The organism is Microbacterium sp., assembly GCF_044508325.1.
Taxonomy (GTDB): Bacteria; Actinomycetota; Actinomycetes; order Actinomycetales; family Microbacteriaceae; genus Microbacterium.
Map to the genome: position 1 here is coordinate 1 of NZ_JBIQHX010000018.1, position 21,975 is coordinate 21,975.

Annotated in this window: 26 protein-coding genes; 17 read left to right on the forward strand and 9 right to left on the reverse strand. The window is 71.6% G+C overall.

Annotated features, from left to right (window positions below; genetic code table 11):
- The 12 genes from sufB to ACIWQI_RS13020 all read left to right on the forward strand — a co-directional run.
- A partial coding sequence (sufB, locus tag ACIWQI_RS12965) for a Fe-S cluster assembly protein SufB (RefSeq protein WP_396657995.1) occupies window positions 1-702 on the forward strand: 702 nt, incomplete at its 5' end.
- Between the two features lie 3 nt (window positions 703-705).
- Window positions 706-1,923, forward strand: coding sequence for a Fe-S cluster assembly protein SufD (gene sufD, locus ACIWQI_RS12970; RefSeq protein ID WP_396657997.1), 1,218 nt, complete (start codon window positions 706-708; stop codon window positions 1,921-1,923).
- Window positions 1,920-2,246, forward strand: a complete 327-nt coding sequence (locus ACIWQI_RS12975; protein ID WP_396657998.1) for a non-heme iron oxygenase ferredoxin subunit — start codon at window positions 1,920-1,922, stop codon at window positions 2,244-2,246. The genes sufD and ACIWQI_RS12975 overlap by 4 nt, the downstream gene beginning before the upstream one ends.
- Window positions 2,247-3,029, forward strand: a complete 783-nt coding sequence (sufC, locus tag ACIWQI_RS12980; RefSeq protein WP_396658000.1) for a Fe-S cluster assembly ATPase SufC — start codon at window positions 2,247-2,249, stop codon at window positions 3,027-3,029.
- A gap of 10 nt (window positions 3,030-3,039) precedes the next feature.
- Window positions 3,040-3,372, forward strand: coding sequence for a metal-sulfur cluster assembly factor (locus ACIWQI_RS12985; protein ID WP_396658001.1), 333 nt, complete (start codon window positions 3,040-3,042; stop codon window positions 3,370-3,372).
- 19 nt (window positions 3,373-3,391) lie between these two features.
- Window positions 3,392-4,552, forward strand: coding sequence for a MalY/PatB family protein (locus ACIWQI_RS12990; protein ID WP_396658003.1), 1,161 nt, complete (start codon window positions 3,392-3,394; stop codon window positions 4,550-4,552).
- Window positions 4,549-5,946: an MFS transporter gene (locus tag ACIWQI_RS12995; protein WP_396658005.1), complete on the forward strand. Its 1,398-nt coding sequence runs from the start codon at window positions 4,549-4,551 to the stop codon at window positions 5,944-5,946. The genes ACIWQI_RS12990 and ACIWQI_RS12995 overlap by 4 nt, the downstream gene beginning before the upstream one ends.
- A gap of 42 nt (window positions 5,947-5,988) precedes the next feature.
- Window positions 5,989-6,918, forward strand: a complete 930-nt coding sequence (locus ACIWQI_RS13000) for a siderophore-interacting protein (protein WP_396658006.1) — start codon at window positions 5,989-5,991, stop codon at window positions 6,916-6,918.
- Complete coding sequence (locus tag ACIWQI_RS13005) at window positions 6,915-7,931, forward strand: FecCD family ABC transporter permease (protein WP_396658008.1); 1,017 nt, start codon at window positions 6,915-6,917, stop codon at window positions 7,929-7,931. The genes ACIWQI_RS13000 and ACIWQI_RS13005 overlap by 4 nt, the downstream gene beginning before the upstream one ends.
- Window positions 7,928-8,941 (forward strand): FecCD family ABC transporter permease, encoded by a 1,014-nt coding sequence (locus tag ACIWQI_RS13010; RefSeq protein WP_396658009.1) that lies wholly within the window; start codon window positions 7,928-7,930, stop codon window positions 8,939-8,941. Before ACIWQI_RS13005 ends, ACIWQI_RS13010 begins: the two co-directional genes overlap by 4 nt.
- Window positions 8,938-9,783 carry an ABC transporter ATP-binding protein gene (locus ACIWQI_RS13015; protein ID WP_396658011.1) on the forward strand — a complete coding sequence of 282 codons (846 nt, stop codon included), beginning with the start codon at window positions 8,938-8,940 and terminating at the stop codon, window positions 9,781-9,783. Before ACIWQI_RS13010 ends, ACIWQI_RS13015 begins: the two co-directional genes overlap by 4 nt.
- 24 nt (window positions 9,784-9,807) lie before the next feature.
- Window positions 9,808-10,827 (forward strand): ABC transporter substrate-binding protein, encoded by a 1,020-nt coding sequence (locus ACIWQI_RS13020; protein ID WP_396658013.1) that lies wholly within the window; start codon window positions 9,808-9,810, stop codon window positions 10,825-10,827.
- Between the two features lie 16 nt (window positions 10,828-10,843).
- On the opposite strand, the gene ACIWQI_RS13025 is transcribed toward ACIWQI_RS13020, so the two are convergent.
- The gene (locus tag ACIWQI_RS13025) at window positions 10,844-11,476 is read right to left on the reverse strand and encodes a biotin transporter BioY (RefSeq protein WP_396658015.1); all 633 of its coding nucleotides are present in this window, start codon (window positions 11,474-11,476) and stop codon (window positions 10,844-10,846) included.
- 109 nt (window positions 11,477-11,585) lie between these two features.
- Here ACIWQI_RS13025 and ACIWQI_RS13030 point away from each other — a divergent pair, with 109 nt between their 5' ends.
- Window positions 11,586-13,184, forward strand: coding sequence for an ABC-F family ATP-binding cassette domain-containing protein (locus ACIWQI_RS13030; RefSeq protein ID WP_396658016.1), 1,599 nt, complete (start codon window positions 11,586-11,588; stop codon window positions 13,182-13,184).
- Here ACIWQI_RS13030 and ACIWQI_RS13035 read toward each other — a convergent pair.
- From ACIWQI_RS13035 to ACIWQI_RS13050, 4 genes are read right to left on the reverse strand one after another with little or no spacing between them, the layout of a single operon-like run.
- On the reverse strand, window positions 13,181-14,068 hold the full coding sequence (locus tag ACIWQI_RS13035) for an SURF1 family protein (protein WP_396658017.1): 888 nt from the start codon (window positions 14,066-14,068) through the stop codon (window positions 13,181-13,183). The two genes, ACIWQI_RS13030 and ACIWQI_RS13035, sit on opposite strands and share 4 nt — an antisense overlap.
- Entirely contained in the window at window positions 14,065-14,286 is a 222-nt protein-coding gene (locus ACIWQI_RS13040; RefSeq protein ID WP_396658019.1) for a hypothetical protein, read from the reverse strand. The genes ACIWQI_RS13035 and ACIWQI_RS13040 overlap by 4 nt, the downstream gene beginning before the upstream one ends.
- Window positions 14,283-14,678, reverse strand: coding sequence for a DUF3099 domain-containing protein (locus ACIWQI_RS13045; RefSeq protein ID WP_396658020.1), 396 nt, complete (start codon window positions 14,676-14,678; stop codon window positions 14,283-14,285). The genes ACIWQI_RS13040 and ACIWQI_RS13045 overlap by 4 nt, the downstream gene beginning before the upstream one ends.
- 60 nt (window positions 14,679-14,738) lie before the next feature.
- Window positions 14,739-15,290 carry a DUF4190 domain-containing protein gene (locus tag ACIWQI_RS13050; RefSeq protein ID WP_396658021.1) on the reverse strand — a complete coding sequence of 184 codons (552 nt, stop codon included), beginning with the start codon at window positions 15,288-15,290 and terminating at the stop codon, window positions 14,739-14,741.
- A gap of 81 nt (window positions 15,291-15,371) precedes the next feature.
- On the opposite strand from ACIWQI_RS13050, the gene fabG reads away from it, so the two are divergent.
- Window positions 15,372-16,082: a 3-oxoacyl-ACP reductase FabG gene (gene fabG, locus ACIWQI_RS13055; protein ID WP_396658022.1), complete on the forward strand. Its 711-nt coding sequence runs from the start codon at window positions 15,372-15,374 to the stop codon at window positions 16,080-16,082.
- Here fabG and ACIWQI_RS13060 read toward each other — a convergent pair.
- Genes ACIWQI_RS13060 through ACIWQI_RS13070 form a run of 3 tightly spaced genes read right to left on the reverse strand, consistent with a single transcriptional unit; the run spans window position 16,079 to window position 18,755 of the window.
- The gene (locus tag ACIWQI_RS13060) at window positions 16,079-16,792 is read right to left on the reverse strand and encodes an alpha/beta fold hydrolase (RefSeq protein WP_396658023.1); all 714 of its coding nucleotides are present in this window, start codon (window positions 16,790-16,792) and stop codon (window positions 16,079-16,081) included. The two genes, fabG and ACIWQI_RS13060, sit on opposite strands and share 4 nt — an antisense overlap.
- Window positions 16,793-16,825: 33 nt before the next feature.
- Entirely contained in the window at window positions 16,826-17,464 is a 639-nt protein-coding gene (gene serB, locus ACIWQI_RS13065) for a phosphoserine phosphatase SerB (protein WP_396658071.1), read from the reverse strand.
- A 46-nt stretch (window positions 17,465-17,510) separates the two neighbouring features.
- Window positions 17,511-18,755: a glucose-1-phosphate adenylyltransferase gene (locus tag ACIWQI_RS13070; protein WP_396658024.1), complete on the reverse strand. Its 1,245-nt coding sequence runs from the start codon at window positions 18,753-18,755 to the stop codon at window positions 17,511-17,513.
- Between the two features lie 47 nt (window positions 18,756-18,802).
- Between ACIWQI_RS13070 and glgA the strand changes: the two genes are divergently transcribed.
- From glgA to ACIWQI_RS13085, 3 genes are all read left to right on the forward strand, one after another.
- Window positions 18,803-19,996 carry a glycogen synthase gene (gene glgA, locus ACIWQI_RS13075; RefSeq protein WP_396658026.1) on the forward strand — a complete coding sequence of 398 codons (1,194 nt, stop codon included), beginning with the start codon at window positions 18,803-18,805 and terminating at the stop codon, window positions 19,994-19,996.
- A gap of 9 nt (window positions 19,997-20,005) precedes the next feature.
- The gene (locus ACIWQI_RS13080) at window positions 20,006-20,791 is read left to right on the forward strand and encodes an ABC transporter ATP-binding protein (protein ID WP_396658027.1); all 786 of its coding nucleotides are present in this window, start codon (window positions 20,006-20,008) and stop codon (window positions 20,789-20,791) included.
- A 98-nt stretch (window positions 20,792-20,889) separates the two neighbouring features.
- Window positions 20,890-21,147, forward strand: a complete 258-nt coding sequence (locus tag ACIWQI_RS13085) for a type B 50S ribosomal protein L31 (RefSeq protein ID WP_396658029.1) — start codon at window positions 20,890-20,892, stop codon at window positions 21,145-21,147.
- Between the two features lie 63 nt (window positions 21,148-21,210).
- On the opposite strand, the gene ACIWQI_RS13090 is transcribed toward ACIWQI_RS13085, so the two are convergent.
- Window positions 21,211-21,927 (reverse strand): 3'-5' exonuclease, encoded by a 717-nt coding sequence (locus ACIWQI_RS13090; protein ID WP_396658031.1) that lies wholly within the window; start codon window positions 21,925-21,927, stop codon window positions 21,211-21,213.
- Window positions 21,928-21,975: the final 48 nt, after the last annotated feature.

The window sequence follows — 21,975 nt, forward strand, 5'->3', positions numbered from 1 at the left end:
GCGCCGATCTACAAGAGCGACTCGCTGCACTCCGCCGTCGTGGAGATCATCGTCAAGAAGAACGCGCGCGTGCGCTACACGACGATCCAGAACTGGTCGACCAACGTCTACAACCTGGTCACCAAGCGCGCGGTGGCGCACGAGGGCGCCACGATGGAGTGGGTCGACGGCAACATCGGCTCCAAGGTGACGATGAAGTACCCGTCGATCTTCCTGGTCGGCGAGCACGCCAAGGGCGAGACGCTGTCGGTCGCCTTCGCCGGTCCCGGCCAGCACCAGGACGCGGGCGCGAAGATGATCCACATGGCGCCCTACACGCAGTCCTCGATCGTCTCGAAGTCGATCGCCCGCGGCGGTGGCCGCGCCGGCTACCGCGGCGAGGTGCGTGTCGAAGCCAATGCGCATCACTCGGCCAACACGGTCCGCTGCGACGCGCTGCTGGTCGACACCCAGTCGCGCTCCGACACGTATCCCGCCATCGACATCCGCGTCGACGACGTGGAGCTGGGACACGAGGCGACCGTGTCGAAGGTCAGCGAGCAGCAGCTGTTCTACCTGCAGAGCAGGGGACTGCCCGAAGACGAGGCCATGGCGATGATCGTGCGCGGGTTCATCGAGCCGATCGCCCGCGAACTTCCGATGGAGTACGCCCTCGAACTCAACAAGCTCATCGAGATGGGCATGGAAGGGTCGGTGGGCTAGGCCATGACGACCGCCACCGAGGCACCGAACACGGTGCCGGGCTCTCTGCCGCACTCCGACGGGGAGGGACGCTTCGTCCCGGTGCAGACGCGCTCCGAGCGTCCTTCCTCCTACGACCTCGATGACTTCGCCGTGCCGACCGGCCGCGAGGTGAACTGGCGCTACACGCCGATCGACCGCCTCCGCCCGCTCCTGCTCGACGAGGACACCGAGACCGGCGACGACGACGCCATCGCGTATCGCATCGACGCCCCGGAGGGATTCCACATCGAGTCCACCGGGCACGACGCCGCGGTGCGCGGCGAGGTGTTCACCCCGGAGGACCGCATCAGCGCGCTGGCGTGGAAGCGGTGCGAGAACGCGCTGCACATCCGCATCCCCCAGGACATCGAAGCGGACCAGCCCATCACCCTCGACCTGCAGGGAGCGGATGCCGCGCGCCACGCGCACGCGCATCTCATCGTCGAGGCCATGCCGAACTCGTCCGCCATCGTCGTGCTGCGGCACACCGGCTCCGCTCAGTACGCGCAGAACGTCGAGATCGTCGTGCGCGACGGCGCGCGGCTCGAACTGGTGACCGTGCAGCAGTGGGATGACGGCGCCCTGCACGCATCCGCCCACCAGGCGCGGGTGCTGCGCGATGCACATCTGCGCCACATCGTCGTGAGCTTCGGCGGCGGCGTCGTGCGCGTCAACCCGAACGTCGAGCTGGCCGGCCCCGGCTCGTCCGCCGAACTCTACGGACTGACGTACGCCGACGCGGGGCAGCACCTGGAGAGTCAGGTGTTCCTGCACCACAAGGGTCCGTACACGAAGGGCGACGTCCTCTACAAGGGCGCCCTGCAGGGTGCGAGCGCCCGCACGGCCTGGATCGGCGACGTGCTGATCGGACCGGATGCCGTGGGCACCGACTCCTATGAGGCGAACCGCAATCTGCTGCTCACCGAGGGCGCCCGCGCCGACTCGGTGCCGAACCTCGAGATCGAGACCGGTGACATCGTCGGGGCGGGACACGCCAGCGCCACCGGGCGCTTCGACGACGAGCAGCTGTTCTACCTGCAGGCGCGGGGGATCCCCGAGGACGAGGCGCGGCGGCTGGTCGTGCTCGGCTTCCTCGGCGAGATCGTGCAGAAGATCCGCATCCCCGCCCTCGAGGACGAGCTCATCGCCGCCATCGAGGACGAGCTCGCAGCCACCCCCGCAGCGGAGGTGGTCGAGTGAGCCTGCAGCGCATCTGCGCACTGAGCGAGCTCGTGCAGGACGAAGCCCGTCGGTTCGACGTCGAGGGCGTGCCGATCGCGGTGGTCCTCGACTCGAACGGCGACGTCCATGCGATCGGCGACACCTGCACGCACGGCGACATCTCGCTGTCCGAGGGGTTCGTCGACGACGATGCCCTCGAATGCTGGGCCCACGGGTCGCGGTTCTCGCTGCGCACCGGCCAGCCGCTCAACCTCCCCGCGTACGAGCCCGTTCCCGTCTACGTCGTCCAGATCGACGGCGATGACGTGCTCGTCGATCCGCACCTCACGAAGGAAGTCTGAATGTCAGTCCTCGAGATCCGCGACCTCCACGTCTCCGTGGAGACGGACGCGGGCACCACTCCGATCCTCAACGGCGTCACCCTGACCATCCGCACGGGCGAGACGCACGCGATCATGGGGCCGAACGGCTCCGGCAAGTCGACTCTCGCCTATACGATCGCCGGTCACCCGAAGTACACGGTGACCGCCGGGACCATCACCTTCGACGGCGAGGACGTGCTCGCGATGACCGTCGACGAGCGGGCGCGCGCCGGGCTCTTCCTGGCGATGCAGTACCCGGTCGAGATCCCGGGCGTGAGCGTCACCAACTTCCTGCGCACCGCCAAGACCGCGATCGACGGCGAGGCGCCGCCCATCCGCACCTGGACGAAGGATGTCCGCGAGTCGATGAAGAACCTGCGCATGGACGCGAAGTTCGCGCAGCGCAACGTCAACGAGGGGTTCTCCGGCGGCGAGAAGAAGCGCCACGAGATCCTCCAGCTCGAGCTGCTCAAGCCCAAGCTCGCGGTGCTCGACGAGACGGACTCGGGTCTGGATGTCGACGCGCTCAAGGTGGTGGCGGACGGCGTCAACCGGGCGAAGGCCGAGACGAACCTCGGCGTGCTGCTGATCACCCACTACACGCGCATCCTGCGGTACATCCACCCCGACTTCGTGCACGTGATGGTGAACGGGCGCATCGTCGAGGAGGGCGGCCCCGAGCTGGCCGACCGGCTCGAGGAGGAGGGCTACGACCGGTACGTCCAGGCCGAGCCCGAGCCCGCCGAGGGCGTTCAGGCGTAGGATCGGCCACATGACCGCGACGACGATCAGCCCGGAGAAGTACGACGAGGTCACCGAGGCTCTGAAGGACGTGATGGACCCCGAGCTCGGGATCAACGTCGTCGATCTCGGCCTCATCTACGACCTCGGCTGGGACGACGAGAACGACGCGCTCGTGATCCACATGACGCTCACGTCTGCGGGCTGCCCGCTCACCGATGTGCTCGAGGAGCAGACGGCGCAGGCGCTGGACGAGGTCGTGGAGCGGTTCCGCATCAACTGGGTGTGGATGCCGCCGTGGGGCCCGGAGCGCATCACCGACGACGGTCGGGACATGATGCGCGCACTCGGCTTCGCGATCTGATGCGCCTTAGGCTCAAGGGGTGAGTGCCGCCCCTGTCCTTCCCCTCCCACTGCACCGACTCCGTGAGCGCACGAGCGAGAAGTGGCGGGAGTACCCCGAGGACGTCCTGCCCCTGTTCGTCGCGGAATCCGACTTCCCGCTCGCCCCGGCGGTGACCGCCGCCCTGCAGCGCGCCGTCGAGCTCGGCGACACCGGGTACACCGCCTCGCGCACGCCGCTGGCGGACGCGTACGCGGGGTTCGCGCGACGTCGGCTGGGGTGGGATGTCGACCCGCGCCGCATCCGCTCCACGGCGGACGTGAGCATGGGCATCGTGGAGATCCTGCGCCGCGTCACGCGACCCGGCGAGCGCGTGGTGCTCACCCCGCCCGTGTACCCGCCGTTCTACGACCTCGTCGCCGAGGCAGGAGCGGTCGCGGAGCGGGTTCCGCTCGTGGCCACCGACGACGGCTGGGAGCTCGACCTGCTCGGGATCGAAGCCGCACTGGCGGGCGGCGCCCGCGCCGTGCTGCTGTGCAGCCCGCACAATCCCACCGGAACGGTGCATTCCCGCGAGACCCTGGCCGCTCTCGCAGAGCTCGCGAAGGTCTTCGGGGCAGCCGTCATCAGCGACGAGATCCACGCACCGCTCACCTACCCCGGTGCGACCTTCACCCCCTTCCTGGCCGCATCCCCGGTCGCGGCGGAGCTCGGCTTCGCGGTGACCAGCGCCAGCAAGGCGTTCAACCTGGCCGGCCTCAAGTGCGCGCTGATGATCACGGCGGGCGAGCGGCCCGCGGACGTCGTGCGGAGCCTGCCGATCGAGGTGGAGTGGCGGACGGGGCAGTTCGGGATGCTGGCGGGCACGGCCGCGTTCTCGGCCGACAGCGACCCGTGGCTGGACGGCGTGCTGGTCACCCTCGACCGCCACCGGCGGCTGCTCGCCGAGCTCCTGGCCGAAGAGCTGCCGGCGGCGCGGTACCGGATCCCGGACGCCGGATACCTCGCCTGGATCGATCTGTCCGAGCTGGGCTGGGGAGACGATCCGGCCCGCCGCATCCTGCGCGAGGCGAAGGTCGCGCTGCACTTCGGTCCGCACTTCGGCGACGAGGGGCGCGGCTTCGCGCGGCTCAACTTCGCGTGTGCCGAGGATGTGCTCGTCGACGCGGTGCGTCGCATCGGCGCACTCGCACGCTCGTGAGCGCGCCCCACGAGCCGGTGCCGACCGGTCCGGTGCCGGTCGCCCGGCACACCCGCGAGGGGATCTGGAGCGCCCGCTACGTGTGGGTCACGGTCGGGGCGGTCGCGATGATCTTCCTCGCCGCGATGCAGTCGCTGGCGATCACGACCGTGATGCCGTTCGTCGTGGCCGACCTCCAGGGGGAGGCGCTGTTCGCGGTGGCCTTCTCGGGCACCCTTGCCACGAGCGTGATCGGGATGGTCGCGGTGGGCGCCTGGTGCGACCGCAGCGCACCCACGGTCCCGCTGACCAGCGCGGTCGCCCTCTTCGTCGTGGGACTGCTGCTGGCGGGACTGGCCCCCACGATGGAGGTGCTGGTCGCCGGGCGCCTCATCCAGGGCCTGGGCGTGGGTGGGGAGACGGTCGCGCTCTACGTCGTGGTGGCCCGCGTCTACCCGTCCTTGCTGCACGGACGTGTCTTCGCGGCGTTCTCGGCGGCATGGGTCGTCCCCTCTCTCATCGGCCCGTTCCTCGCCGGGGCGGTGAGCGACTTCCTGCACTGGCGGTGGGTGTTCCTGGGCGTCGCCGTGCTGACGGCGGGGGCGTTCGTCATGGTCGCCCTGCGCCTGTGGGGGCTGCCCATGCACACCGACGAGCCGTCACGCGCCCCGATCGCCCCGCGACTGGCCTGTGCGTTCCTGGTCGCCGCAGGGGCGCTCGGGGTCAGTCTCGCCGGCGAGGCGGGGCCGTTCGCGCTGCCGGTGGTGGCGGCATCCGTCGTCCTCATCCTCGTCGCCGTGCGACCGCTCCTGCCGCGGCGGACGCTGCTGGCGGGCCGGGGGCTGCCCAGCGTCATCCTCATGCGCGGCGTCATCGCGGGCGCGCTCTTCGGCGCGGAGATCTACATCCCGTACCTGCTCATCGCCGAGTACGGCTTCACCGCGACCTGGGCGGGGCTCGGCCTCACCGCGGCCGCCATCGCCTGGGCCGCCGGCGCAGAGGTGCAGGGCCGGGTGGGGGACCGCCTCGGGAACCAGCGCATCACCGTGATCGGCACAGCTCTGCTGACCACAGCGGCGCTGGTGGCGATGGCGACGGCACTCTGGCTGCTGTCGCCTGCCGTGATCATCGCCGGGTGGGCGCTCGCCGGCGCGGGGATGGGGCTCATGTACCCGCGCCTGACGGTTCTCACCCTCGCCTACTCGACGCCGGCGAACCAGGGCTTCAACTCGGCCGCCCTGTCGATCTCGGACGCGGTGGGAGCGGCGTCCGCCATCGCCGTGATGGGGCTCGTGTTCACCGGACTCGGCGGCACCGGCGCCGAGTATCCCGCCGTGTTCGCCATCGCCGCCGTCCTGGCGCTGCTCGCGCTCGTCCCGGGCCTGCGGATGGGACGGGCGCACGAACAGCGCTGAATCCGAATGGCGAATCGAGCCAGGTAAGGCTAACCTAATGACGTGTCCACCGCTGCGACCCTGGTCCGCCCCGCCTATCGCCCGTATGTCGTGAAGGTCGTCCGGGTGCGCCGGCTCTCCCCGCACTTCACGCGGGTGACCTTCGCCGACGACGCCCTCGAGCACTTCGGCACCGCAGGACTCGACCAGAGGATCAAGATCCTGCTGCCCCACGACGACGGCACGTTCGCGGACGTGGGCCAGCGCGAGGAGGCGGGGGACTGGTACGAGCGCTGGCGCGCGCTGCCGGACTCGGCGCGCAATCCGTTCCGCACCTACACGGTCCGCCGCATCGACCCCGAAGCCGGGGAGCTCGACGTCGACTTCGTGGTCCACGAGGGCGCGGGACCGGCCGGCGCCTGGGCCGCTGCGGCCGCCGTCGGAGACGAGCTGATCGTGGTCGGCCCCGACGGCAGGAGCGAAGACCCGCGCATCGGACTCGACTGGCGCCCCGGCGCCGCGCGCCGCATCCTGCTGGCCGGTGACGAGACGGCCGCACCGGCCATCTGCGCGGTGCTGGAGACCCTCGGCGCCGACTTCGACGTCGACGCCTTCATCGAGATCCCGACGGCAGCCGATGCGCTTCCGATCGCCGCGGCGCCATCGCTCCGCGTGAGCTGGCTCGCGCGCGACACCGCACCGCACGGCGCGCTCCTGGTCGACGCCGTGACGGCGTGGACGACGCAGCACGCGGACCTGCTCGTGCGAGCGGCCGCGCCACGGGCCCAGGTGCTCGAGGACGTCGACGTCGACCGCGAGCTGCTGTGGGACAGTCCGGTCGACCCCGACGGCGAGTTCTACGCGTGGCTGGCCGGCGAGTCCGCCACGATCAAGACCCTGCGACGACTGCTCGTCGGTGCCTGCGGCGTCGACCGGGGGCGCGTGGCGTTCATGGGCTATTGGCGGCTCGGCCAGGCGGAACGAACGGGATGAGCCGCCCGCCCGCCGCTCGTGCGCGCGCGGTCCGGGTGGGCGTGGGGGCCGTGGCCCTGCTGGTCGTGGCCGTGCTGCTGAGCCTGGCCGTCGGAGCCCGCGCGATACCGCCCGACACCGTCCTGGACGCCGTGCTCCGCTTCGACCTCGACGTCGGCGACCACGTCGTCGTCGTCGATCAGCGCCTGCCCCGGACGGTCATCGGACTTCTGGCGGGCATGGCGCTGGCCCTTTCCGGCACGGTCATGCAGGGCCTGACGCGCAACCCGTTCGCCGATCCCGGGCTGCTGGGCGTCAACGCCGGCGCCTCGGTGGGCGTTCTGCTGGCGATCACGCTCGCCGGCATCACGCAGCCGGCGGGGTACGTGTGGTACGCGTTCGCGGGGGCAGGAGCTGCCGCGGTCGTCGTGGCGATGATCGGATCGCGAGGAGCAGGCGACTCCGCGCCGGCCCGGCTGGCGCTGACCGGGGCCGCCGTGACCGCGGGACTGACGTCGATCACCCTGCTCGTGCTGACGACCCAGTCCGCCGCACTCGATGTGTATCGCTACTGGGCCGTCGGCGCGCTCAGCGCCCGCGGTCTGGACACGGTGGCCGTCGTCGCGCTGCCCCTGGCGGTGGGCGCCGCTGTCGCGCTGCTGTCGGCACGCGGGCTCGACCTCATCGCCCTCGGCGACGACACCGCCACCGGGCTCGGGCATCGCGTCGGCCGCACTCGCCTGGCCGGCATCTCGGCGAGCGTGCTGCTGGCCGGGGGGGCCACGGCCATCGCCGGTCCGATCGTGTTCCTGGGCCTCGTGGTCCCGCATGCCCTGCGGGCCGTGGTCGGCGGATCCTACGCACGTCTGCTGTGGATCGGGATGCCGGTGGGCGCCGCCCTGCTCCTGATCGCCGACGTCCTCGGCCGGGTCGTCGCCCCGCCGGGCGAGGTGCAGGCCGGCGTCGTGGTCGCCTTCCTGGGAGCGCCGGTGCTCATCGCGCTCGTGCTGCGCGGGCAGCGGGTGGCACTGTGAGCGTCGTGGTGCCGGTGCGCGCCCACGCGCGACGCCGATCGGGCCTCGTGGCGGGCGGGCTGTGCCTGCTCGTGCTGACCGGGGCGGCGGTCGCGCTGACGACGGGGGAGTTCCCCCTGGCCCCCGCGCAGGTGTGGGGGGTGCTCACCGGCGGCGGGGCGCCGGTGGAGCAGTACGTCGTGCTGCAGGTGCGGCTGCCCCGCCTGACCATGGCACTGCTGGTCGGCGCGGCTCTGGGCACCGCCGGCGCGATCCTGCAGTCGCTGCTGCGCAATCCGCTCGCCAGTCCCGAGCTGCTCGGAATCTCCGGCGGCGCGAGCGCGGCGGCGGTGTTCGCCCTGCTCATCCTCGGCGTCACCGGACCCGCGCTCCCGATGATCGCCTTCGCGGGGGGACTTGCGGCATCCCTGCTCCTGCTGGCGGCGGCGCGCGGGCGCGCGGCCGGCTACCGCCTGATCCTCGCGGGCGTGGGGCTGGCGTTCTTCACCGCGGCCCTCGTGGGGTTCCTGCTCACCAAGGCGCGTCTGCAGCAGACGCAGTCCGCCCTCATCTGGCTGACGGGCACGCTCTCCAGCACGCCGTGGTGGCAGGTCGGCGTGCTCGCCGTCGTGTGGCTGCTCGCCCTGCCCGCCCTGTTCGTGGTCGGCCGGTGGCTGCCGATCCTCGCCCTCGGCCCCGACGCCGCCGCGGGGCTGGGGGTCCGTCCCGGGCCGGCACGGATCGTGTGCGTCGTGATCGCCGTGCTGCTGACCGCGGTCACCTGCGCTTTCGCCGGACCGATCGCCTTCGTGGCGCTGTGCGCACCGGCGATCGCGCGGCCGCTGGTCGGCCACGGCGCCGCGGCGCTCGCGTCCAGTGCGCTGGTCGGGGCCGTGCTGCTCACCTTCGCCGATCTGCTGGCGCAGTTCGCGCTCCCCGGTGTGGCGATGCCGGTCGGCGTGGTGACCGGCGCACTCGGCGCCGTCTTCCTCCTCTGGCTGCTCGCGACCTCGAAGGGACGCTCCCTATGACGACCCACCTGGACCGTGCGGCGACGCCGGTCGTGTCGCCGCGTCTGCGCGTTCGCGGCCTGGACGCCGGGTACCCCGGCCGGACGGTGATCCGCGGACTCGATCTGGACATCGCCCCCGGCCGGCTCACCATGATCATCGGCGCCAACGCGTGCGGGAAGTCGACCCTGCTGGGTGCGCTCGCGCGGCTGCGGCCGCCTCAGGCGGGGCGTGTCGAACTGGACGGAAGAGACGCCGCGCGCATCCCACGGCCCGAGTACGCCCGCACCGTGGGGCTGCTGCCCCAGCATCCGCTCGCCCCGGAGGGGCTGACCGTCGCGGAGCTCGTCGCGCGAGGACGCCACCCGCACCGCGGTCTGTTCGGGCGATGGAGCGCGGCCGACACGGCTGTCGTCGACGAGGCGCTGCGGCGCACCCGGACGGCCGAGCTCGCCGATCGCCCGGTCGGCGATCTGTCGGGCGGTCAGCGCCAGCGGGTCTGGATCGCGATGGCGCTCGCCCAGCAGACCCGGATCCTGCTGCTGGACGAGCCGACGACCTTCCTCGACCTCAGCCACCAGCTCGAGGTGCTCGACCTGCTGCGTGAGCTCAACCGCGAGCAGGGGGCGACCATCGTCGCCGTCCTCCACGACCTGAACCTCGCCGCGCGGTATGCCGACGAGCTGGTGGTGATGGAGGCGGGACGGGTCATCGCGCAGGGCTCGCCGTCGACGGTGCTCACCACCGAAGTGGTCGCCGAGGCCTTCGCACTGCGCGCCCTCGTCATCCCCGACCCCCTCACCGGGACCCCGCTGGTCGTCCCTGTCCCGGGCGGCGCGAACACGCCCGCCGAAACCCCCTGACCCGAACGAGCAAAGGAAAGAACGATGTCCCTCGCACGCCGCCCCCTCGCCGCCTTGGCCGCCGCCGCCCTCGTGGCAGCGCTCGGCGCCTGCGCCGCCCCGTCGCAGGCCCCCGCCCAGCCGGCCGCACCGACCGGGGCGGGCTTCCCCCTCACGATCCGCAGCGCGCTCGGCGACGCCGTGATCGACGCGCCGCCCACGCGGGTCGCCACGTGGGGGTGGGGAGCCACCGACGCGGTCCTGGCGCTCGGGATCGCGCCGGTCGCGATCCCGAGTGACGACTACTCCGGGGGCGACGACCGGATCTCGCCGTGGATCGAGGAGGCGCTCGACGACCTCGGCGCGGCCGACCCCGTCATCCTGGACAGCTCCGCGTACGAGCTCGACGTCGAAGAGCTCCTCACCGCCGCTCCGGACGTCCTGATCGCCCCGTACTCCGGGCTCACGCAGGAGGAGTTCGACGAGGTCACCGGCGCAGGAATCCCGGTGGTCGCCTACGAGGAGGGACCATGGGTCACCCCGTGGCGGGACGTCGTCGCGGTCACGGGCGAGGTGCTCGGGCTTGAGGCGGAGGCGCAGGCGATCCTCGACGACCTCGACGCCCTCGTCGCCGATGCCGCCGCCGCGCACCCCGAGTTCGCCGGGACGTCCATCGCGGTGCCCAGCGATTCCGCCGGCATCTGGTACCTGTACCTGCCGGCCGACCCGCGGGTGCAGATCCTCGAGGATCTCGGCTTCGTCTCACCTGCGAGCGTCACCGAACTGGACTCCGGCGAGGCCACGTTCTACACGACGGTCAGCCCGGAGCGCCTGGATCAGATCGACGCGGACGTCGTCCTCACCTTCGTCGACGACGGCGCCCTGGACGCGTTCACCACGTCCACCACGGCGCGGCTGATCCCCGCCGTCGCACGGGGTGCGGTCGCCGCGCTCGTGAACGGACCCGAGGTCTCCGCGCTCACGCCGACGCCGCTCACCCTCCCGTGGATCCTGCCCACGCTCGTGGAGCGGCTCGCCGCGGCGACCGCGGCGGCGCAGGGCTGACCGCGGCGGGATCGCCTCAGCGCGTGCGGCGGTCGACCGCGCGAACGAGGGCCCAGGCCGTCGGCACCAGCAGGGCGGCGAACGCCGCCTTGATCAGCCCGGGCACGATGAACGGCCACACCCCGGCGTCGAGCGCCGATGCCAGGGTGACGGTCGCGCCGCCCACCGTGGCCAGGATCAGGGCGAGGTAGGGAACGCCGATCAGGAACGGGATGACGCTCGCGGCGGCGAACCCGACGAAGGCGAGCCAGGGCTTGCGGTCCCACGCACGCTCGGCGAACCAGCCGGCCACGAACGCCGCGGGGATGAAGCCGAGGATGAACCCGAACGACGGCGAGAGCACGTAGCCCGGCCCCGCGACGGGGCCGGCGAAGACCGGAAGCCCGGCGAGGCCGACCAGGAGGTAGGTCGTGAGGCTCGCCGCGCCGCGACGGGCGCCCAGGGCCGCACCCACCACGATGACGCCGAGCGTCTGCCCCGTGATCGGGATCGGTCCGATGAAGAACGACACCTTCGCCAGAAGTGCCACGAGGGCGGTGCCGGCGAGGACCAGCGCGGCATCCACCGCGAAGGCGCGGGAGCGTGCGGCGGGACGGGCGACGAGGTCGGCGAGGACACGGCGGCGCGCGGGCGCAGCGATCGAGGACATGGGGCTCCTTGGGTCGTGCCCGGGAAGGGCTGCGGGCGTCCCGACTTATACTAGGGGGCTGGCCATCGGCCGCCTTTGTGCCCCTCACCGAACGAAACGGACATCTGCTGTGCTCGCCGTGCATGACCTCGAGATCCGGGTCGGCGCACGCGTGCTCATGTCCGATGTCTCGTTCCGTGTCTCCGACGGCGACAAGATCGGGCTGGTCGGCCGCAACGGCGCCGGAAAGACGACTCTGACCAAGGTGCTGGCCGGCGACGTGCTGCCCAGCGAGGGCCGAGTCGACCGCTCCGGCGAGATCGGCTACCTCCCGCAGGATCCGCGCTCGGGCGATCCCGAGATGCTCGCCCGCACCCGCATCCTCGACGCCCGCGGACTCGGCACGATCGCGATCGGCATGCGCGAGGCGTCCGTGGCCATGGCCGACGACGATGTGGACGCGGCCGCCCGCGCCATGCGCAGGTACTCGCAGCTGACAGAGCGCTTCGAGGCGCTGGGCGGATATGCCGCAGAGGCCGAGGCGGCATCCATCGCCCACAATCTCTCGCTGCCCGACCGGATCCTCGACCAGCCGCTGAAGACCCTGTCGGGCGGTCAGCGGCGGCGCATCGAACTGGCCCGCATCCTCTTCTCGGATGCGGGGACGATGATCCTGGACGAGCCCACCAACCATCTCGACGCCGACAGCGTGGTGTGGCTGCGCGAGTTCCTGCGCAGCTATCGGGGTGGCCTGATCGTCATCTCCCACGACGTGGAGCTCGTGGGAGACACGGTCAACCGCGTCTTCTACCTGGATGCGAACCGGCAGGTGATCGACATCTACAACATGGGCTGGAAGCACTACCTGCGCCAGCGCGTGGCGGACGAGGAGCGGCGCAAGAAGGAGCGCGCCAACGCCGAGAAGAAGGCGACCGCGCTGCAGCTGCAGGCCGCGCGCTTCGGGGCGAAGGCCACCAAGGCCGCCGCCGCGCACCAGATGATGGCGCGTGCCGAGAAGCTGCTGGCCGGCCTGGAAGAGGTGCGCGCGCAGGATCGCGTCGCCAAGCTGCGGTTCCCCACGCCTGCGCCGTGTGGCCGGACCCCGCTCACCGCGTCCGGACTGTCGAAGTCGTACGGCTCGCTGGAGATCTTCACGGACGTCGACCTCGCGATCGACCGGGGCTCGCGGGTCGTCGTGCTCGGGCTCAACGGCGCCGGGAAGACGACGCTGCTGCGCATCCTGGCCGGCGTGGACTCACCGGACACCGGCCGGGTCGAGCCCGGTCACGGGTTGAAGATCGGGTACTACGCGCAGGAGCACGAGAACCTCGACGTGACCCGATCGGTGCTGGAGAACATGATGTCGGCGGCGCCCGACATCAGCGCCACCGAGGCGCGCAAGGTGCTCGGCTCGTTCCTGTTCACCGGCGACGACGTGCTCAAGCCCGCCGGTGTCCTCTCCGGCGGTGAGAAGACCCGCCTGTCGCTGGCCACGCTCGTCGTCTCCAGTGCGAACGTGCTGCTCCTCGACGAGCCCACCAACAACCTCGACCCCGCCTCCCGCGAGGAGATCCTGGGCGCGCTCGCGCACTACGAGGGGGCCGTCGTGCTGGTCTCGCACGACGAGGGCGCAGTGGAGGCGCTGAACCCGGAGCGCGTGCTCATCCTGCCTGACGGCGTCGAGGACATCTGGGGGCGCGACTACGTCGACCTCGTGGCGCTGGCCTAGCGGCCGACCTCATCGAGGACGGCGTCCTCCTCCTGCATGTCGCGGTCGCGACGCCGTCCGGTGCGGCGCTGACGCGGCGGGGATGCCGGCGCCTCGCCGTCCGCTGCCCGGGTCGCGGCGGCGGCGGCATCCTCCGCCTCCTCACGCCGGTGACGTCGCTCGGTGACGATCACGTACGCGATGAAGACGAAGCCCATGATCGCGAAGAGGATCCACTGGATCGCGTAGGACAGATACGGACCGGGGTCGTCCGAGGGGGAGGGCAGCGGCGCCGGGCGGTCGGCCGGGGCGGGATCCTCGCTGACCATGAGGCCGTATGCGCTGGTCTCGAGCCGATCGGCGCCCAGCTGCTCGGCGATCAGCGGCAGGTTGATGGTGGGCACCTGTCCCGGCGGCGCCCCGCGGCCGGACGCGGGCAGGGCCTCGCCGTCACGCAGGCGCACGACGACGGTGACCTCGCCGGTCGGTGCCGGCGGCACCGCCTCGGGCTCTTCCGCGCTGGAGCCGGGGCCCACCCAGCCCCGGTCGACGAGGAGCAGTCGTCCGTCGGACAGCTCCAGCGGCACCAGCACCTCGAAGGCGGCGGTGCCGCCGTGGGCGCGGTTGCGCACGAGCAGCTGCTGGTCGGAGAGATACGTTCCGGTGAGCTCGACCGGGCGCCATTCGTCGGCCGGGTCGAGCGCCGCGCCGGCGGGGATGAGCGTCGACAGAGCCACAGGGTCGGCGTCGTAGTTCGCGGCGACGAGCGCGAGCTGCTGGGAGCGGTCGGCGTTGCGGGTGAACTGCCAGTTCGACAGGAAGGCGCAGGCGATCGCGAAGACCACGGCGATGCCGATGTACGCGGTCCAGCGGACGGCGGCAGGCGCCGTCTGGCGGCGGCTCACGCCGTCTCCTGCCGGGGCTGGAGGGCCTCGACCGCGACCGGGAAGTCGCGGGCGGCGAGGAAGCCGCGGAGGTAGTCGACGTGCTCGTCGCAGGCGGTCCACTGCTTGCGACGGTCGGGTGCGTGGATGCGGGGATTGCGCCACGCGATCACCCAGTGCGCCGGCGCGCGGCACCCCGCGCGCGAGCACACGGTGCCCTCGAACTCCTCGCCGATCACGTGCGGTCTCCGTCGGGGTGCTCGGGCGCGGGGCCGGCGACGCCGTCGTGCGGCTGATCGGTGAGCCGCGGGGCCTCGGCGACGCGGATGACCTTCGGCTCGGCCGGCGTGCCGCTCCCGGGCTGCGCCGGCAGGGAGAGCTCCGGTCGCTCAGGCTGCGTCTCGTGCGCGTCCTTCCCGACGTTGGCGAGCACGACCGCCACATACGGCAGCACCGCCGCGCCCAGGCCGAAGAGCCAGGTGTACCAGCTGTAGGGCTGGACCACGACCATGAGCACGAGGCACAGGACGCGGATGCCCATGGTGACCAGGTACTTGCGGATGCGCGAGGACTCGTCGTCCCGTGGAGACTGCGGGAGAGACGTGGCGGAAGGGCGCTTGGGACGGAACATTCTGGGGCTCGAAACGGCGATGCCCCCAGCTTACGCCGGGGGCATCCAACGGGATCCGGATCAGCTGCGCAGCCGCGCCCCGTTCGCGATCGCGAGGGGGATGACGAAGGCGAAGATGAGGATGATCGCCAGGACGGCCAGGCCCAGCGACACCCAGCCGATGATCGTGCCCGCGAGGGCCAGTCCGCGCCCGTTCTCGCCGCTGGTCTTGAGCTGGTTCAGCGAGATGTGGCCGGTGATGATGCCGACGATCTGCCCGATGATCGGGATCACGAACAGCCCCACCAGCGAAGAGACGAACGACACGATCGCCATGACGTTGTACTTGGGCCCGGCCGGGTAGCCGCCGTATCCGGGCGCTGCGGCGTACTGCGGCGCGGCGCCGTACGGCTGCTGCGGTGCACCGTACTGCTGCTGCGGTGCGCCGTACTGCTGCTGCGGTGCGCCGTACTGCTGCGCAGGGGGCGCGGCGTAGGGCGGCGGTATGGTCCCGTACGCGGGAGCGCCGGGGTAGTCCGGCGGCGTGGTCCCGTACGCGGGAGCATCGGGGTGGGCCGGCGGCGGGGGAGTGGGTGCGTCGGGTGCGCTGCCATCCTGCGTGGGGTCGCTCATGGGTGGGCCTTTCTCGAGAGCTGATTCCAGCGTCACAGAGCCCGGCGACGAGGTCAAACGCGGTCCCGTTAGGCTGAGGTCATGTCCACCGATCGCGTCGTCCTGGTCACCGGCGGAAACCGCGGCATCGGCCGCGCGATCGCAGAGCGCTTCGTCGCGGAAGGGTACCGGGTCGCCGTCACCGCGCGCTCCGGTGAGGGTCCGTCCGGCACGATGACCGTGCAGGCCGACGTCACCGACGCGGCGGCGGTCGACGCCGCGTTCACGGCCGTCGAGGCCGAGCTCGGCCCGATCGGGATCGTCGTGGCGAACGCCGGCATCACGAAGGACACGCTGCTGCTGCGGATGAGCGAGGACGATTTCGACAGTGTCGTCGCCACGAACCTCGGCGGCGCGTTCCGGGTGGTCAAGCGCGCGGCGAAGGGGATGCTGCGTGCTCGGTGGGGTCGCGTCATCCTCATCTCGTCGGTGGTGGGCCTGTACGGCTCTGCGGGTCAGATCAACTACGCGTCGTCCAAGAGCGCCCTGGTCGGGTTCGCCCGCTCGCTGACCCGGGAGCTGGGCTCCCGCGGTATCACAGCCAACGTCGTGGCTCCGGGCTTCATCGAGACCGAGATGACCGCCGTGCTTGCGGAGGAGACGCAGGCCGAGTACCGCAAGAGCATCCCGGCCGGCCGCTTCGCGTCACCCGACGAGGTCGCCGGCGTGGTCGCCTGGATCGCCTCCGACGACGCCGCCTACATCTCCGGCGCCGTGATCCCGGTCGACGGCGGCCTCGGCATGGGCCACTAGCCGGGCTGCTCCGCCCGGGGGCGCAGGGCGGTCACGAGCGTCTCCGCCAGGTGGGCGGGCTGCGAGAACTGCGGCCAGTGCCCGGAGCCCAGGCGCACCACCTCGGCGTCTTCGATCGCGTCGAACTCCGCGGCGTACGCACCCCACTGCGCGATGGTGGTCCGGAAGGTCTCTTCGTCCATGCCGCCCGAGAGGATCGTGACGGGCACGGTGTGACGCCGGGTGCCGGTCAGCGCGATCTCATCGGCCGGCACCCGTGCGGGCACGGACTTCGCCCGCGCCGCCCACTTCGCGCGCACGTCGGGGGAGAGGTCGTCGACCTTTTCGTCGTCGAAGAAATCCCAGCCGGGGAAGGCGACCACGCCGTCGGTCAGCCCGAAGTCGGCGATGCCTCCGCCCGGCGGGGGAGGCACGGTGTCGACGAACACGACGCGGGCCACGAGATCGGCGCGCGCCTCGGCGGCGCCCCACACGACGTTGCCGCCGCCGCTGTGGCCGACGAGCGCGACGGGGCCGCCGAGGCGGTCGATCTCCGCCACGACGGCATCGACCCAGTCGGCGATGCCGATGCCGGCGGACTCGGCCGCCGGCGCCCCCACGCCGGGCATGGTCAGCGGGTGCGGGTCATGCCCCGCGGCCCGCAGCGCCGGGGTGACGTCGTCCCACGACGACGCGTCGAGCCAGAGACCGGGTACGAGGATCACGTCCATGCGGCACACGCTACCCGTGCCCGCTGACACCGGTCAGGGCAGGAGCGGGATGACCTCGCGCAGATCGGCGCGCGCGACGACGACGTCGGCATTCCGACGCACGGCCGGCTTCGCGTTGAAGGCGACCCCGAGACCGGCGGCGGCGAGCATGCGCAGATCGTTGGCGCCGTCGCCGATGGCGATGGTGCGCGACAGCGGCAGCTTCAGCTGCGCGGACCACGAGCGCAGCACCGCCTCCTTGCCGGCCGCGTCCATGATCGCCCCGTCCACGTGACCGGTCAGCGCGCCGTCTCGCGCGGCCAGCCGGTTCGCCTGCCACACGTCCACTCCGAGCGCGGGCGCGACGGTGTCGAGCACCTCGTGGAATCCGCCCGACACGACGCCCACGACGCCGGACCGCGCGTGGACCTCGTCGATGAGCTCATGCACCCCGGGGGTCGGCTCGACGCGCGCGATCACATGCTGGAACGCGGCCACCGGCACGCCGCGCAGCGCATCGACGCGGGTGCGCAGGCTCGCCGCGAAGTCGACCTCGCCCCGCATCGCGGCCTCCGTCGCCATGGCCACCTCGCGACGGCGGCCCGCCTCGTCCGCGATGAGCTCGATCACCTCATTGCGGATGAGCGTGGAGTCGGCGTCGAGCACGACGAGGAAGCGAGCGGATGTCGGCAGCACACGGCTACGCTAACGGCCGCGCCGCCGGCATCCGAATCCCGCGTCACTTCTCGACGCGCACGCCTTTGCCCACGATCGTGATGCCCGAGTCGGTGACCGTGTAGCCGCGCTCCAGATCCCGCTCGCGCTCGACGCCCACGGTGGCGCCCGGCTCGAGCACGACGTTCTTGTCGAGGATCGCCCGGTGCACCCGCGCGCCGGGGCCGACGAGCACATGGTCGAACAGCACGGAGTCGGTGATGGTCGAACCGCCGCCGGACAGCGTCCACGGGCCCACCACGCTGCGCTCCAGATGGGTGCCCGAGAGAACGGATCCGAGCGACACGATCGAGTCGATCGCATTGCCCATGCGGCCCACCGAGTCGCGCACGAACTTCGCCGGCGGCGAATTCACCGTCTGCGAGTGGATCGGCCACTGCGTGTTGTAGAGGTTGAAGATCGGCAGCGTGGAGATGAGGTCCATGTGCGCGTCGAAGAAGGAGTCGATCGTCCCGACGTCGCGCCAGTAGTCCCGGTCGCGATCGGTGGAGCCGGGCACATCGTTGCGCTTGAAGTCGTATACGCCCGCCTCGCTCCGACCGACGAAGTAGGGGACGATGTCGCCGCCCATGTCGTGGTTGGAGGTCGGCAGCTCGCCGTCGGCGACGACCGCGTCGATGAGGGCGTCCGCGTCGAAGATGTAGTTGCCCATCGAGGCGAGCACCTCGCCCGGCGAGTCCGCCAGGCCCGTCGGCTGCTCGGGCTTTTCGAGGAACTCCCGGATGCGCAGGTCGTTCTCCGGGTCGACGTCGATGACCCCGAACTGGTTCGCCAGGGCGATCGGCTGGCGGATGCCGGCGACCGTCGCCCGTGCACCGGAGGCGACGTGCGAGTCGAGCATCTGCCGGAAGTCCATGCGGTAGACGTGGTCGGCGCCGATGACGACGACGATGTCGGGCTTCTCGTCGTTGACGAGGTTCAGGCTCTGCAGGATCGCGTCCGCCGAGCCGGAGAACCAGCGTTTGCCGAGGCGCTGCTGGGCGGGCACCGACGCCACGTAGGAGTCGAGCAGGGCGGACATCCGCCAGGTCTGCGAGATGTGCCGGTCGAGGCTGTGCGACTTGTACTGGGTGAGCACGACGATCTGCCGCAGCCCCGAGTTGATCAGGTTGGAGATCGCGAAGTCGATGAGCCGGTACTGCCCGCCGAACGGCACGGCCGGTTTGGCGCGGTCTGTCGTCAGTGGCATCAGACGCTTCCCCTCGCCACCGGCGAGGATGATTCCGAAGACCTTCGGCGCAGCTGGCATGGCACCCACTATGCCCGACGCCTGCGCGGTGTACTACCGTCCTTGTCATGCGCGTGGACATCGTCACGAAGGAGTACCCGCCGGAGATCTACGGCGGGGCCGGGGTGCATGTGACCGAGCTCGTGAAGGCGCTGCGCAGGACCATCGACGTGCGGGTGCGCGCCTTCGGCGCGCCGCGCGACGAACCGGGGACGACCGCGTACGCGGTCCCCGCCGAGCTCGCCGCGGCCAACGGCGCGATCCAGACGCTGGGCACCGACCTCGAGATCGTGACCGACGTCGCCGGTGCCGACGTCGTGCACAGCCACACCTGGTACGCCAACATGGCGGGCCACCTCGCGTCGCTGCTGCACGGCATCCCGCACATCGTGACGGCCCACTCGCTCGAGCCGCTGCGACCGTGGAAGGCGGAGCAGCTCGGCGGGGGCTACGCCGTGTCGAGCTGGATCGAGCGGACCGCGTACGAGGGGGCTGCCGCGGTGGTGGCCGTGAGCGACGGCATGCGGCGCGACATCCTGCGCAGCTATCCCTCGCTCGATCCCGCCAAGGTCCGCGTCATCTACAACGGCATCGACGTCGACGCCTGGCATCCCGTCGACGACCCCGCGCTGCTGGCCGACCTGGGGATCGACCCGTCCCGTCCGTCGGTCGTGTTCGTCGGCCGCATCACGCGGCAGAAGGGGCTGCCGTATCTGCTGCAGGCGGCGGCGCAGCTGCCGCCGGAGGTGCAGCTGGTGCTGTGCGCGGGCGCTCCGGACACTCCGCAGATCATGGCGGAGGTGGAGGCCCTCGTGCGCGGCCTGCAGGACACGCGCGCGGGGGTGGTGTGGCTGGACCGCCTGCTCAGCCGGCACGAGCTGTGCACGATCCTCGCCGCTGCCACCACGTTCGTCTGCCCGTCGGTGTACGAGCCGCTGGGCATCGTCAACCTCGAGGCGATGGCGTGCGGCGCCGCCGTCGTCGGCACGGCCACCGGCGGCATCCCCGAGGTCGTCGTCGACGGCGTCACCGGGCGTCTCGTGCCCATCGAGCAGGTGCAGGACGGCACGGGGACCCCGATCGACCCGGAGCGGTTCGTGGACGACCTCGCCCGGGTGCTCACCGAGGTGGTCGGCGATCCCGACCGCGCAGCCTCGTACGGCGCAGCGGGGCGCCGCCGGGCGACCGAGGAGTTCAGCTGGGCCCGGGTGGCGGCGACCACGGCCGCGCTGTACACGGAGGTGGCGCGCCCGGCCGGTTAGGCTGGGACCATGCCGCAGGTGCTCGAGTTCTCCGACGTCGTCGTGCGTCGGAACGGCCGGAACATCGTCGACGACCTCACCTGGACGGTGGACGACGACCAGCGGTGGGTGATCCTGGGCCCCAACGGCGCCGGGAAGACGACGCTGCTGCTGCTGGCGGACACCCTCATCCACCCGACATCGGGCGACGTGACGATCCTCGGCGAGCGCCTGGGCCGGACGGATGTCTTCGAGCTGCGCCCCCGCATCGGGTTCGCCTCGTCGGCGATGGCCAAGCGCCTGCCGCCGGAGGAGACGGTGCTCAACGTCGTCCTCACCGCCGCCTACTCGGTGCTCGGGCGCTGGAACGAGGACTACGAGGACATCGACGAGCGCCGGGCGCTGCGGGTGCTCGCCGAGTGGCGGCTGGAGAGCCTGGCCGACCGCACCTTCGGCACGCTGTCGGACGGCGAGCAGAAGCGCGTGCAGATCGCCCGCGCAGTCATGACCGACCCTGAGCTGCTGCTGCTGGACGAGCCGACGGCGAGCCTGGATCTGGGCGCCCGGGAAGAGCTGCTGGCCCTGCTGGGCGGGTACGCCCAGGCGCCGACCACGCCCGCCATGGTCATGGTGACGCACCACGTCGAGGAGATCCCGGTCGGGTTCACGCACGTCCTGCTGCTGCGCGACGGTGGCGTGGTCGCCGCCGGTCCCATCGCCGAGGCGCTGACCGCCGAGAACCTCACCGAGACGTTCGGTCTGCCCATCACCCTCAGCGAGCAGGACGGCCGCTTCGCCGCCCGGGCGCGTTCCTGACCGCGCCGGCGGGCTGGTAGGATGGTGCGTTGGTGCGCTCGCACCGCAGACTTGGCCGTCCTGGCAGAATCCAGGACACGACTCCCTCGAGGATCACCATGAAGACCGACATCCACCCCGACTACCACGCGGTCGTCTTCCGCGACCTCGGCTCGGGCGAGACCTTCCTGACCCGCTCCACGGTCACCAGCGACAAGACGATCGAGCTCGACGGCGTCGAGTACCCCGTCATCGACGTGGAGATCTCCTCGTCGTCGCACCCGTTCTACACGGGCAAGCAGCGCATCCTCGACTCGGCCGGCCGCGTCGAGAAGTTCAACCAGCGCTTCAAGAACTTCGGCGGCGGCTCCAAGTAGCCCGTCGTCCCCGAAAGGCCCCGCTGCGGCGGGGCCTTTCGCGTGCCCTCCGGATCCGCGGGGTCAGCGGATCGGCCAGCTGCCGTCGACCGTGTCGTCCGGATCGATGCGGCCGATGCTGATGAAGTACTCGGTCAGGCTCGCCGCCTGCGCCCGCGCCCACGCGATCTGGCGGGTGTGCAGCTCCTGGACGGTGGGGGGAAGCCAGGGGGCGAAGCGATCGGCGAGCGCAAGCGCGACCCGCCCCGCCGCGATCGCGTCCGCGGACGCCTCGTGCGCATCCTCGAGCTGCACGGCGTAATGCTGCGCCACGACCGAGAGGGTGCGCTTGCCGCGGCGCCAGCGGTCGTACGCCTTGTCGACGACGAGCGGGTCGATCACCGGCGCGGGCGCGAGGATGGGGGCGACACCGTGGCGCAGGCACTCGGACTTCAGCAGCGAGAAGTCGTACGGCGCGTTGTAGGCGACCACGGGGATGCCGGCGTCGAACAGCTCGCGCAGGGACGCCGTGACCTCGGCGACCACCTCGGCGGCGGGCCGGCCGTGCTCTCTCGCGTGCGCGGTCGTGATCCCGTGGATCTGCGCCGCCGCCTCCGGGATCGCCACGCCCGGGTCGGCGAGCCAGTCGCGGGCGCGGCGCACGATGCCCGCGGCATCCAGCACCCCGACGTGGGCGGTGACGATGCGGTCGCGCGTGACATCCACGCCCGTCGTCTCGAGGTCGAACACCCCCACGACCCTGGACCACTCCGGCGAGTCGAAGAGGGGGAGCTGGTCCATGCCCCAGAAGGTATGCGAGGGGTCCGACAACGGGCCGGAGGCGCTCCG